Origin of the sequence: Cesiribacter andamanensis AMV16, from assembly GCF_000348925.1 — a bacterium.
Classification (GTDB): domain Bacteria; phylum Bacteroidota; class Bacteroidia; order Cytophagales; family Cyclobacteriaceae; genus Cesiribacter; species Cesiribacter andamanensis.
Map to the genome: position 1 here is coordinate 19,660 of NZ_AODQ01000048.1, position 11,638 is coordinate 31,297.

Consider the following 11,638-nt stretch of genomic DNA (forward strand, 5'->3'; position numbering starts at 1 on the left):
AACTAAGGTGTACTATCTTTACGTATCTTTTTAAACCTACTAATCCATGAAAAACCGCTTTTTTTATAGCGCTCTTGCCTTAAGCATAAGTCTGGCCGCCTGCAACAGCGGCTCCAATGAGTCCACCTCCGGCGAGGCCGGGGAACTGAATACCCTGCACGAGCAGCAGGTAGAGCCCGCCGCACTTTCGCGCGAAGATCACCTCAAGCTGGTAAAGGCCGAAGAGGTGGAAACTTTTCAAGGGGTAGCCCCTCAGGTACAGCAGCACATTTCAGCCCTTACCGGCCAGTACCTGAAACTAAAAGATGCGCTGGTGGCCTCCAATCAGGAGCAGGCCAACAATGCCGCCGCCGATATGCTGGCCAGCCTGAAGGCCTGGAAGGGCGACGGCCTGGCCGATGCCCAAAAAGAGTTTTATGAGCAGCGCAGCAGCCCCATGCAGGAAAACCTGCAGCAGATCGTGCAAAATACCGAGCTTAGTGCCCAGCGCAACTACTTTGGCCGCCTGAGCAAGCACACCACCGAGCTGGTAAAGGGCTTTGGCACCGGACAGGGATCCCTGTATTATCAGTACTGCCCCATGGCCTTTGACGATAAGGGCGGCTACTGGCTCAGCGACAGCAAGGAAATCCGCAACCCCTACTATGGCGATGAGATGCTGACCTGCGGCCGGGTGGCCCAAACCCTCTAGGGGCAGGCAGGCAACACAGAGGAGGCTACATCCGTAAGGGGTAAAACCACACCCTCCTACACGTTTCGGCCAAAAAACGTGCATATCCTTAGGAAGGCTCAACGGGCAAAATTGCCTGTGAGTCTTTTTTTATCTAAAAACTATTTGTAACTTTGCAACCTTGATTTTGAGATGAGGAGCAAGAAAACACTGGAGCTGTACGATATCGATGTATTTCGGCTCTCCAATGGCGAACATCTCTATGAGATGCCGATCAATGACGAGTTCTTTTCTTTGTTTGAATGGGGGCTGATTGAGAAGGGCAGCGGAACCGCCAACATACTACTCCGAAAAAGCGAAACCATGATGACTGTGGACGCTGACGTAAACGGAGAAGTTGAGTTGGTGTGTGACCGTAGTCTGGAAACCTTCTCCCACCCGGTTTCGCTCCATGAAGTGCTGTACATCAAGTACGGCGAAACGGAAGAAGCCCTGGAAGATGACCTGCTGGTGATTACCCGGAACACCCAGAAGATAAACCTGGCGCAGTTCCTGTATGAGATCATCGGCGCATCACTCCCCATGAAAAAGATCCACCCAGACCATCGCCGGGACGACGATGATGATCCGGAAGATGATGGAGAAGGAACCCTGGTGTACTCAAGCGATGCCGACCCTTCGGCAGCCGATGAGGAAGAAGAAAGTGGCGATGCGGCAACGGATCCCCGCTGGGACATACTGAAAAATTTACGCGATAACTAATAGTCTATAATAACCTGGATACAAAATGGCGCATCCTAAACGTAAAACCTCCAAAACCCGCAGAGATAAGCGCAGAACTCATTATAAGGCAATCGCCCGTAACATCGCTGTTTGTCCGGTTACCAGCGAGCCGCACCTGTGGCACCGTGCCTACTGGCACGAGGGCAAACTGTACTACAAAGGACAGGTAGTACTGGAAAAAGAAGTACTGGCATAAGCCACCCCTTTTTATAAAAGAGCCTTATACCGGCGTGTATAAGGCTCTTTTTTGTAGCCTTTAGTGAGCCCCTGTGCTATACCTTTCCTAAGAGTTGCATAAGTGCTGATTAGAGGCCAATTTTGCACTACATTGTTTTTACCGACCGGCAACGCAAGCCACGGACCCGGTCACTTCTAGGACTACGACAGCCAAGCCATGAGCAAGATCACTGCTGCAATCACCGGGGTGCAAGGTTACGTGCCTGACTATATCTTAACCAATCAGGAACTGGAGAAAATGGTGGATACCACCGATGAGTGGATCACCACCCGCACCGGCATTAAGGAGCGGCACATCCTGAAGGGCGAAAATCAGGGCACCTCCGTCATGGGCATTGAGGCGGTTAAGGGACTGCTGAAAAAGACCAATACCGCCCCGGAAGAGATCGACCTGCTCATCTGCGCAACGGTAACCCCCGACATGGTTTTTCCGGCTACGGCCAACATCATCGCCGATGCAATTGGCGCCACCAGAGCATTTAGCTATGACCTGGGCGCTGCCTGCAGCGGCTTTCTTTTTGCCCTGGTTACCGGTGCCCAGTTCATTGAAACAGGCCGCTACAAGAAAGTAGTGGTGGTGGGCGCCGATAAAATGTCGTCCATTGTAGACTATAGCGAGCGTACCACCTGCATCATTTTTGGCGATGGCGCCGGCGCCGTACTGCTGGAGCCCACCACAGAAGGGGTAGGTATCATGGATTCCATTCTGCGTACCGATGGCTCAGGCGCCCAGTACCTGCACATGAAAGCCGGGGGCAGCCGCAAGCCCGCCTCTGCCGATACTGTTGCCGCCAAAGAACACTTTGTATACCAGGAGGGCTCGGCCGTATTTAAGTTTGCCGTAACCAACATGGCCGACGTTTCAGCCGAGATCATGGAAAAGAACGGGCTGCAGGGCAAGGACGTTTCCTGGCTGGTGCCGCATCAGGCCAACAAGCGCATTATTGACGCTACTGCCAACCGCATGGGCGTAAGCAGTGATAAGGTGATGCTCAACATTCACCGCTATGGCAACACCACCAGCGGCACCATACCCCTTTGCCTGTGGGATTACGAGCAGCAGCTCAAGAAGGGAGACAACATTATTTTGGCCGCTTTTGGCGGCGGTTTTACCTGGGGATCTATCTGGGTCAAGTGGGCCTACGACCCCAAATAAGCCAAACTACTTTTTGTATTTGAGGTTAAAACACTAACTTAAGCAGGATTTTCTACTATTCGCAATGGCATCTACTGCAGATTTCCGCAACGGGCTCACCATAGAGTTCAATAATGACCTGTACAGCATTATTGAATTTCAGCATGTGAAGCCTGGCAAAGGCGCTGCCTTTGTCCGCACCAAGCTCAAAAGCGTTACCACCGGCAAAGTACTTGAAAATACCTTTTCGTCGGGTACCCGGGTTACCACCGCCCGCATCGAAAAAAGACCTCACCAGTTCCTCTACAAAGATGACTACGGCTACCATTTTATGGACAGCGACAGCTTTGAGCAGGTAACCCTGGAAGAGAGCAAAATTGAGGCCCACCAGCTGCTCAAAGACGGCCAGTTGGTCGATATCCTCTACCATGCCGAAACCGAAACGCCTCTGAGCTGCGAGCTCCCTCCTTTTGTAGAACTACAGGTCACCTATACCGAGCCGGGCATCCGGGGCGATACCGCCACCAGCGCCTTTAAACCGGCTACCCTGGAGACGGGAGCCATTATTCAGGTACCCCTTTTCATCGACCAAGACGAAATGATACGGGTAGACACCCGTACGAATTCCTATTCCGAACGTGTAAAGAAATAACTATGAAACCACAGGAAATTCAGGAACTGATAGACTTTATCTCCAAATCAGGCCTTGATGAAGTCAACATCGAGACTTCTGATTTTAAGATCGCTGTAAAGAAACATTCTGCTGCACCTGCTGCACCTGAAGCCCCACGGGCAGCCGCCCCCCAGGCCCTGCCGCATGCCCCTGCCCCGCAGGCACCAGCCCCCCTGCCCGCCGAGCAGGCCGCTCCTGCTGCGCCCAAGGCCAGCGACGAGAGCAAGCGCTACAAAGAAGTAAAGTCGCCCATGATCGGTACCTTCTACCGTTCGGCTAATCCCGACTCGCCCTCCTTTGTAAACGTTGGCGATACCATCAAAGCCGGCCAGACGGTCTGCATCATCGAAGCCATGAAGCTCTTTAACGAGATCGAAGCCGATTTCGGGGGTACCATTGTAAAGGTGCTGGTAGACAATGCCTCACCGGTAGAATACGATCAACCCCTGTTTCTGGTAGATCCGGCCTAAGCGGCCCTGCTTTCCCGGCCAGGAGATCCCTGCCGGCAAGCACATGTGGAACACTTTAACCCTAACGTCTCGTGTTCAAAAAAATACTGATAGCCAACAGGGGTGAAATTGCCCTTCGCATCATTCGTACCTGCAAAGAGATGGGCATTAAAACGGTGGCCGTGTATTCTACGGCCGACCGCGAAAGCCTGCACGTACGCTTTGCCGACGAAGCGGTATGCATAGGCCCCCCTCCCAGCAATAAATCGTACCTGAATATTCCCAACCTGATCGCCGCTGCAGAGATCACCAATGCCGATGCCATACATCCTGGCTACGGCTTTTTGAGTGAAAATGCCGAGTTCAGCCGGGTATGCCACGAAAGCGGCATTAAATTCATCGGGGCCAGTCCTGAGATGATCCAGAAAATGGGCGATAAGGCCACCGCCAAAGCCACTATGCAGGCAGCCGGTGTGCCCACCATTCCTGGCTCTGATGGCCTGTTGACGTCTGTGGATCAGGGCAAGCGTGTAGCCAAAGAAGTGGGCTACCCGGTAATCCTGAAGGCCACTGCCGGTGGCGGTGGCCGGGGCATGCGCATTATCAAGGATGAAAAAGAATTTGAAAAGCACTGGAACGATGCCCGCCAGGAAGCCGGCGCTGCCTTTGGCAATGACGGCATGTACCTGGAGAAGTTCGTGGAAGAGCCCCGCCACGTAGAGATCCAGATTGTAGGCGACCATACCGGCCGCGCCTGCCACCTTTCTGAGCGGGACTGCTCCATTCAGCGCCGCCACCAGAAGCTGGTAGAGGAGACCCCCTCTCCGGTAATGACCGATGAGCTGCGGGAAGCCATGGGCCAGGCCGCCATCAAAGGGGCCGAAGCCATTAAATACGAAGGCGCCGGCACCATTGAGTTTCTGGTAGACAAGCACGGGAAGTTCTATTTCATGGAAATGAACACCCGTATTCAGGTAGAGCACCCCATTACCGAAGAGGTAACAGATTTTGACCTGATCAAGGAACAGATAAAGGTAGCCGCAGGCGAAACCATCAGCGGGAAGAACTATTATCCCAAGATGTACTCCATGGAGTGCCGCATCAATGCCGAAGATCCAGGCCGGGGCTTCCGTCCCAGCCCGGGCACCATCACCAACCTGCACCTGCCCGGCGGGCATGGCGTACGGGTCGATAGCCATGTGTATGCCGGCTATACCATTCCGCCCAATTATGACAGCATGATTGCCAAGCTGATTGTAAGTGCGCAGACGCGGGAAGAGTGTGTTACACGCATGAAGCGGGCCCTGCAGGAGTTTGTGATCGAGGGGATAAAAACCACCATTCCCTTCCACATTCGCCTGATGGATGACCCTACCTTCAAGTCCGGCATGTTCACTACCAAGTTTCTGGACACTTTCGATCTGGAAGGCTTATAAGAATTTAGCTACGAATGGTTATCTTGAGCCCGGACACTACTTGTCCGGGCTTTTTTTATGATGCGACCCCTTCTGCTTCTGCTCTTCACCCTTGGCAGCCTGGCCAGCCTGCAGGCCCAGACCCCTTCGCCTTCCCGCTATCTCGTAACTGGCCTGAGCGCCAACAATTACCGCGGCGATCTGGAAGATGGGATTGCCCAGTACAAACCGGCCCTGCACCTGGGCCTGAAGCTAAACCGCAGCCGGCGGCTCAATGGCAATTTTGAGCTCAGCCTGGGCCAGGTAGAAGGCCAGGATCCCCACTTTGCCCCCCTAACAGAGGCCGGCATTCAGCCCAACCGCTACTTTAGCTCCACCTTTTTTGCCGCCAATTTTATGCTGCACTACAACCTGCTGCAAAGGGAGCGCTACCTGCTGTACCTGGGCCAGGGCATTGGCCTGTTTCGCTACAACCCCCTGGATGAAGAGGACCAGTCCCTGCAGGACCGCCGCCCCAGCCGGCTGGGAACCGAAGAGTACGGCAACATCAGCCTGATGCTGCCCACGGCACTGGGTGCTGTCTACTTCTTGCCCAACCACTGGGGCATAGGCCTGCAGGCGGCCTACCTCCACCCCCTGACCGATTATCTGGACAACATAAGCGAACTGGGCAGCAAGAAGGGCAACGACAATGTGCTCCAGTTTCGGCTGCAGCTGCTGCTGCCAATACACGGTGCATTGCCCAGGGAAAACTAAGCGGTCCTTTATTTTTTTCTTCCTGGCGATTTGTTTTCCCTTCACTTTTTTACCCCCTATTTTTATGCTCACTAGTAGCCCTTATCTCCGCCTTATTGCTGTTCCCGCCTGTTTGACCCTCTTGCTCAGCCTTGCCTGCCTGCAGGCCACTGCCCAGCGCACCTGGAGCATAGGCCCCGAAGCCGGCATTAGCTTTGCCCGCCACAGCGGTGATCTTGCCCGGCCTCAGGACTATAAAACAGGCCTAGTGGCTGGCGCTCATGTGACCCACAGCATCTGGACTACCTTTGGCTTTACGTTTAAAGCCCTCTACCACCAGCGCGGTAGCCAGCATACCCAGAACAGTGTGCTTTATAAGCAACAGTTGAACTACCTGGAGTTTCCCCTGCTTGGCAGATTCTTCCTGACCCGCTCGGGCAAGTTCAGGCCAAACGTATTTGCCGGCACTTCCTTTGCCTTTCTGCTCGGCGCCAAAAACAAAGCAGGAGATGCTGACTATGAGCCTGTGCCGGGCGCAAGCTGGGAGGGGTTCAACAAATTTGACCTGGGTTTTAGCGGTGGCATAGGGCTTAACTACCTGATCGCACCTGAAACACGCCTGCTGCTGGACGGACGCTATACCCATGGTTTGTCTGATCTCATCAAACAGGAACCGGTGGCGGTCTATAATCGGGGCTTTGCAATTAGTCTGGGCCTGTCCTTTGGCTTAAGCCGCTAGGGCATGCGCTTTTCATCAGCCGCTAAACCTCCTGCTTCACCCTTCCGCTTTGAGCTTCTAGTTCCGGGTATAGTGGCGGTTTTAGTGCCTGCAGGGCAACCCCGCCTGCCGCTGTTCCGTAAAGACCAACCAGCGGTTTAGCGCACATGCGCTATTTTCGTAACTCACTGATAAACTTTTTAGCGCAAGTGCGCTATTTTGGCATGGAAACCAAAGAATACATCCTGACCAACGCCACGGAATTATTTAATCGTCAGGGGTTTACAGCAAGCTCACTTCGGCAGACAGCGGCTTATCTGGACATGAGTGATGGAAATTTACGCTATCACTTTAGCTCAAAGGAAATGTTAGTTATGGACATTTTCCGGCAGATGAAACAGGAGCTGGAATTCATGTTTGAGCCTGCCAATCCCGGCTCGGAAAAACTGCAGCTGGAGGAGCTTCACCAGCAGTTCAGGGCCGTATTTTTTACCATGTACCGCTATAAGTTTCTCTTTATTGAGACACCCCTGCTGGTACAGCAGTACCCTGCCTTTAAAAAACTCTACCAGGCCCTGAAGCGCGCACATAAAGCCTTTATAAAAACAGCCGTAAGAGCCCTATCCAAAGGGCAGGCACCCACAAGCCAACTTTCGGCTCGCCGGGAAGAGCAGCTGGCAGAGCAGCTGTTCATCATCTCCGATAGCTGGATCCGGTATGTGGAACTGGAGGGGCTGGCCTCGCCCAGATCCATTGATGCCCGGATAGACCATTATGTACAGCTCTGCCTGGAGCTGATCCCGCTGCCCCAGCAGACAGCAGCGGGGTGAGCTAGAGTAGGTTAGGTACGCAGAATGTTATAATTTAAAAAAGAACAAAAAGGCTAAAAACAGTACCAGCCCCTACCCCAGCAAAAAATTGCCTGACGACTGCCACAGAATTGCTATATGTTGCAGTCTGATTTGCAACCCTGACCAGTTGATTGCCCATGAATTCTGCTTCCCTGAAAAGCTATGTGCTGTATACCTTTCAGAAAGGCGGAATTACTGTAAACAGCCATGAACGCTGGGCTTCGCTGCTCCTGCTTTTTCTTTCCGGAGCCTATTCGGCAGCGCTGGTGGCTTTCTTTTACCTGGCCAACATGCCGGTCATTGGCAATACCTTTATTTTTCTGGCCCTGGCAGCTGCGCTTATCTACTGGTACCTGCTGCAGTCGGCCAATCTCTACCTGACCGCCCATCTATACGGATTTGTCACCATGCTGGGCTTTGGGTTTATGACGGCTCAAACTGGTGGCATCCAGTCTCCCCTGCTGATCTACCTGCTGATACCTGCCATTGGCACCTCACTGATCTCGTCGAAACGGGCAGGCCTGATCTGGACTAGTATTACCCTGATGTGGGCGCTGGTACTGGTGGCCGATCTCTACCAGCCCCTGCCCATCATTCATCCTAATACTGGTAACTACCCCTTCATTCCCATAGTATCTTTTCTTTCGCTGCTGCTCTACCTGCTCAGCATTATGTGGACCTATGAAATTGCCAAAAACACCTTCCAGGAAGTCATTCAGGACCAGAATAGTGCACTGCAAACCAGTAATGTGGCCATAGCGCAGCAAAAAACTGCACTAGAGAAGGCAAACAGCAGCATGGTTTCCAGCATCACCTATGCTAAAAAGATACAGGAAGCCATTATGCACCATGGCAGTTCGCTGGAGTCGCTTTTTGGGGAAAGTTTTGTGCTCTTTAAGCCACGCGATATTGTAAGTGGCGATTTTTTCTGGACCCATCAGGCAGGCAACAAAAAATAGTAGTGGCTGCTGACTGTACCGGCCATGGGGTGCCGGGCGCCTTCATGTCGCTCATCGGCATGTACCTGCTGCATTCCATTGTAAAAGATGCCCGGGTACTCTCTCCTGAACTGATCCTGACGGAATTACGCTGGTCCATTCATCATTTCCTGAACCAGGACACCTCCGAAAGCCGGGATGGGATGGACCTGACCGTTTGCCTCTGTGATGAGGAAGAAATCCGGGTAGCCAGTGCCAAAAGTGCCTTCTACTACCTGCGAGGCGGCAGGCTGGAGATGGCCAAAGGAGATAACCTGGCGGTGGGCGGAAACCGGCGCATCCTGCCGCATGAAACCTACTCCCTGTTGGTGCTGCCCAAACAGGAGGTGGAGTATGTTTTTATGTGTTCTGATGGATATCAGGATCAGTTTGGTGGTCCGGACCAGAAAAAATACATGCGCAAAAGAATGATGGAGCTGTTTGAGCGCATAGGCCCCTTGCCGGCCGGGCAGAAACAGCAGGCGCTTGAAGAAGAGTTTAAAGAGTGGAAAGGCAGCGGCCCCCAGATTGACGATGTGCTGGTACTGGGATTCGCACCAAATGCCTGAGAAACGCTTCGCCAACCTCCTGCCAAGGATGCGCTAGTTCTCCCCTTCTATCTCCGCCACCAGATCATTGTACCAGTCCTCTCCATACTTGCGGATCAGGGGTTCCTTCAGGAATTTGTAGATGGGCACCTGCAAGGATTTGCCCAGGCTGCATGCATCGGCGCATATGCTCCAGCGGTCATAGTTAAGCGCTTCAAACTCATCGTATTTGGTAATGCGGATGGGGTACAGATGGCAGGAAAGGGGTTTCATCCACTGGGTTTTACCCTCCCGGTAGGCCTGTTCAAAGGCACACTTCAGCATGCCCTTGCTATCAAAGGTAGCATAGGCACACTCCCGGTTTCCAATGGTAGGGGTAGACCAGTCGCCTTCTTCGTCCAGAATGTAATAGCCCTGCTCCTGTACGGCCTGCCGCCCGGCCTCCGACATATAGGCCTTTACAATGGGATAGGCGGCTTCTACTTCCTTCAGCTCGCGCTCTTCAAGCGGAGCGCCCAGATCACCCTCCACACAACAGGCGCCCTTGCATTTCTGCAGATCGCAGACAAAATGCTCGTCCCGGATATCGTCGGATAGTATGGTATTGTTAAGAATGATCATGGCTGCACAGGTTCGGATTAGGGGCGCAAAGGTAGGCAAATTCAGCAATCTGTTCGCTACAGCAACTGCCTGATCGGTAACAGCACGGCCGCTGCCTCAGGTTCCGGCCAAAGGCGGTATTTTCTTTTTACCCCCCTGTAGCCCGGCCCAAAAGCAGCACTCCCCTCGCCTGCTGCTACTGATGATAAAAATATTAGCAAAACCTGCCACTCTGGCTGGCATTTTTTTGTTCTGGCTACACATCTAAGATGCACAAGCCGTATCTTGCAAACAGAACAAGCCCGCAAACAGACTTGGAGTACTTACAAGACCTTAATGAGCCTCAGCGAGAAGGGGTTATCAACACAGACGGCCCCTGCATGATCATTGCCGGCGCCGGTTCCGGCAAAACCCGGGTGCTTACCTACCGCATCACCCACCTGATCAAAGAACGGGATGTTGACCCCTTCAACATCTTGTCGCTGACCTTTACCAACAAGGCCGCCGGCGAAATGCGCAACCGGATAGAGCGCATCATTGGCCAGGAGGCCCGCAATGTGTGGATGGGCACCTTCCACTCCGTATTTGCCAAAATTCTGCGGGTAGAGGCGCCCAAGCTGGGCTACCCCAGCAACTTTACCATTTATGATACCGACGACAGCAAATCACTGCTGAAGGCTATTGTAAAGGAGAAGAATATGGACTCGGCCGTGTACAAGCCCAATGTGTGCCTCAACCGCATATCGGGCGCCAAAAACCGCCTTATTGGCTATGGGGAATACCTGCGCAACCCCCTGTATGCCGAAGAAGACATGATGGCCGGCAAGCCCCGCATGGGCGAGATCTACAAGGCCTACGCCGAGCGCTGCTTTCGCTCCGGGGCCATGGACTTTGATGACCTGCTCTTTAATACTGCCGTGCTGTTCCGGGACCATCCCGATGTGTTGCACAAGTACCAGCACCGCTTCCGCTACATTCTGGTGGATGAGTTTCAGGATACCAACGTGGTGCAGTACCTCATTACCAAAAAACTGGCCTCGGTAAACCGCAACATCTGCGTAGTGGGCGATGATGCCCAGAGCATTTACGCCTTCCGGGGCGCCGATATCCAGAACATCCTCAACTTTGAGAAGGACTTTCCTGACCTGCGCATCATAAAGCTGGAGCAGAACTACCGCTCTACCCAGCACATTGTGAACTCGGCCAATGCCGTGATTGCCCATAACCGGGCCCAGCTGAAAAAAACCGTCTGGACGGCCAATGTGGAGGGCGAAAAGGTAGAGGTGTTCAAGACCACCACCGATAGCGAGGAAGCCAAGATTGTGGCCTCTACCATCTTTGAGCTGAAGCACAACGAGCGCATGCAGAATACGGATTTTGCCATTCTGTACCGCACCAACAGCCAGAGCCGATCCCTGGAAGAATCCTTGCGGCGCATGAACATCAAGTACCGCATCTACGGGGGCCTCTCCTTCTACCAGCGCAAGGAGATCAAGGATCTGCTGGGCTACCTGCGCTTTGTGGTAAACCAGCAGGACGAGCAGGCCTTCCGCCGCATCATTAACCTGCCCCGCCGGGGCATAGGCGATACCACCGTCGATAAAATTGTGGTATCGGCCTACGAGCAGGGCATGGACCTTTGGGAAGTGGTGGAGAATGCCAGCGAATTTCTGGGCGGGCGTGCGGCCGGGGCGGTAGAAGAATTTGCCACCCTTATCAAGCGCTTCAAGATCGAGGCCCAGCACCGCGATGCCTACGAGGTGGCCAGCACCATTGCCAAAGACAGCGGCCTGCTGCGGGAGCTCTACGAAGACAAGACCGTAGAGGGCCTGAACCGCTACGAAAAC

14 protein-coding genes are annotated in these 11,638 nt (G+C 53.4%); 13 read left to right on the forward strand and 1 reads right to left on the reverse strand.

Annotation, left to right across the window (positions count from 1 at the left end):
* Positions 1-46: 46 nt before the first annotated feature.
* The 12 genes from ADICEAN_RS21135 (at position 47) to ADICEAN_RS10390 (ending at position 9,212) form a co-directional block, all read left to right on the forward strand.
* A complete protein-coding gene (locus tag ADICEAN_RS21135) occupies positions 47-691 on the forward strand; it encodes a DUF3347 domain-containing protein (protein ID WP_009195533.1) in 645 nt (214 codons plus the stop codon).
* Positions 692-862: 171 nt separating this feature from the next.
* Complete coding sequence (locus tag ADICEAN_RS10340) at positions 863-1,432, forward strand: YceD family protein (RefSeq protein ID WP_009195534.1); 570 nt, start codon at positions 863-865, stop codon at positions 1,430-1,432.
* A gap of 25 nt (positions 1,433-1,457) precedes the next feature.
* A complete protein-coding gene (gene rpmF, locus ADICEAN_RS10345) occupies positions 1,458-1,649 on the forward strand; it encodes a 50S ribosomal protein L32 (RefSeq protein WP_009195535.1) in 192 nt (63 codons plus the stop codon).
* A gap of 198 nt (positions 1,650-1,847) precedes the next feature.
* On the forward strand, positions 1,848-2,846 hold the full coding sequence (locus tag ADICEAN_RS10350; RefSeq protein WP_009195536.1) for a beta-ketoacyl-ACP synthase III: 999 nt from the start codon (positions 1,848-1,850) through the stop codon (positions 2,844-2,846).
* A gap of 64 nt (positions 2,847-2,910) precedes the next feature.
* Positions 2,911-3,477: an elongation factor P gene (gene efp / locus ADICEAN_RS10355; RefSeq protein ID WP_009195537.1), complete on the forward strand. Its 567-nt coding sequence runs from the start codon at positions 2,911-2,913 to the stop codon at positions 3,475-3,477.
* A gap of 2 nt (positions 3,478-3,479) precedes the next feature.
* Positions 3,480-3,968 (forward strand): acetyl-CoA carboxylase biotin carboxyl carrier protein, encoded by a 489-nt coding sequence (gene accB / locus ADICEAN_RS10360; RefSeq protein WP_009195538.1) that lies wholly within the window; start codon positions 3,480-3,482, stop codon positions 3,966-3,968.
* Between the two features lie 71 nt (positions 3,969-4,039).
* The gene (gene accC, locus ADICEAN_RS10365) at positions 4,040-5,383 is read left to right on the forward strand and encodes an acetyl-CoA carboxylase biotin carboxylase subunit (protein ID WP_009195539.1); all 1,344 of its coding nucleotides are present in this window, start codon (positions 4,040-4,042) and stop codon (positions 5,381-5,383) included.
* A 57-nt stretch (positions 5,384-5,440) separates the two neighbouring features.
* Entirely contained in the window at positions 5,441-6,118 is a 678-nt protein-coding gene (locus ADICEAN_RS10370; RefSeq protein ID WP_040396672.1) for a hypothetical protein, read from the forward strand.
* A gap of 112 nt (positions 6,119-6,230) precedes the next feature.
* Positions 6,231-6,836 (forward strand): porin family protein, encoded by a 606-nt coding sequence (locus ADICEAN_RS10375; RefSeq protein WP_161622688.1) that lies wholly within the window; start codon positions 6,231-6,233, stop codon positions 6,834-6,836.
* Positions 6,837-7,039: 203 nt separating this feature from the next.
* Complete coding sequence (locus ADICEAN_RS10380; RefSeq protein WP_161622689.1) at positions 7,040-7,645, forward strand: TetR/AcrR family transcriptional regulator; 606 nt, start codon at positions 7,040-7,042, stop codon at positions 7,643-7,645.
* Between the two features lie 158 nt (positions 7,646-7,803).
* Positions 7,804-8,625, forward strand: a complete 822-nt coding sequence (locus tag ADICEAN_RS10385) for a hypothetical protein (RefSeq protein ID WP_009195543.1) — start codon at positions 7,804-7,806, stop codon at positions 8,623-8,625.
* Between the two features lie 2 nt (positions 8,626-8,627).
* Complete coding sequence (locus tag ADICEAN_RS10390; protein WP_040396673.1) at positions 8,628-9,212, forward strand: PP2C family protein-serine/threonine phosphatase; 585 nt, start codon at positions 8,628-8,630, stop codon at positions 9,210-9,212.
* A 33-nt stretch (positions 9,213-9,245) separates the two neighbouring features.
* Here ADICEAN_RS10390 and ADICEAN_RS10395 read toward each other — a convergent pair whose 3' ends face one another.
* On the reverse strand, positions 9,246-9,812 hold the full coding sequence (locus ADICEAN_RS10395; protein WP_009195545.1) for a DUF3109 family protein: 567 nt from the start codon (positions 9,810-9,812) through the stop codon (positions 9,246-9,248).
* Between the two features lie 293 nt (positions 9,813-10,105).
* Between ADICEAN_RS10395 and ADICEAN_RS10400 the strand changes: the two genes are divergently transcribed.
* Positions 10,106-11,638 (forward strand): ATP-dependent helicase (locus tag ADICEAN_RS10400; protein WP_040396678.1); only part of this gene is annotated, 1,533 nt, incomplete at its 3' end.

Excerpts from the sequence above, each read along its gene's own strand:
- ADICEAN_RS21135 (WP_009195533.1), top strand. The coding sequence starts at position 47 with ATGAAAAACCGCTTTTTTTATAGCGCTCTTGCCTTAAGCATAAGTCTG.
- ADICEAN_RS10340 (WP_009195534.1), top strand. The coding sequence starts at position 863 with ATGAGGAGCAAGAAAACACTGGAGCTGTACGATATCGATGTATTTCGG.
- rpmF (WP_009195535.1), top strand. The coding sequence starts at position 1,458 with ATGGCGCATCCTAAACGTAAAACCTCCAAAACCCGCAGAGATAAGCGC.
- ADICEAN_RS10350 (WP_009195536.1), top strand. The coding sequence starts at position 1,848 with ATGAGCAAGATCACTGCTGCAATCACCGGGGTGCAAGGTTACGTGCCT.
- efp (WP_009195537.1), top strand. The coding sequence starts at position 2,911 with ATGGCATCTACTGCAGATTTCCGCAACGGGCTCACCATAGAGTTCAAT.
- accB (WP_009195538.1), top strand. The coding sequence starts at position 3,480 with ATGAAACCACAGGAAATTCAGGAACTGATAGACTTTATCTCCAAATCA.
- ADICEAN_RS10370 (WP_040396672.1), top strand. The coding sequence starts at position 5,441 with ATGATGCGACCCCTTCTGCTTCTGCTCTTCACCCTTGGCAGCCTGGCC.
- ADICEAN_RS10380 (WP_161622689.1), top strand. The coding sequence starts at position 7,040 with ATGGAAACCAAAGAATACATCCTGACCAACGCCACGGAATTATTTAAT.
- ADICEAN_RS10385 (WP_009195543.1), top strand. The coding sequence starts at position 7,804 with ATGAATTCTGCTTCCCTGAAAAGCTATGTGCTGTATACCTTTCAGAAA.
- ADICEAN_RS10395 (WP_009195545.1), bottom strand. The coding sequence starts at position 9,812 with ATGATCATTCTTAACAATACCATACTATCCGACGATATCCGGGACGAG.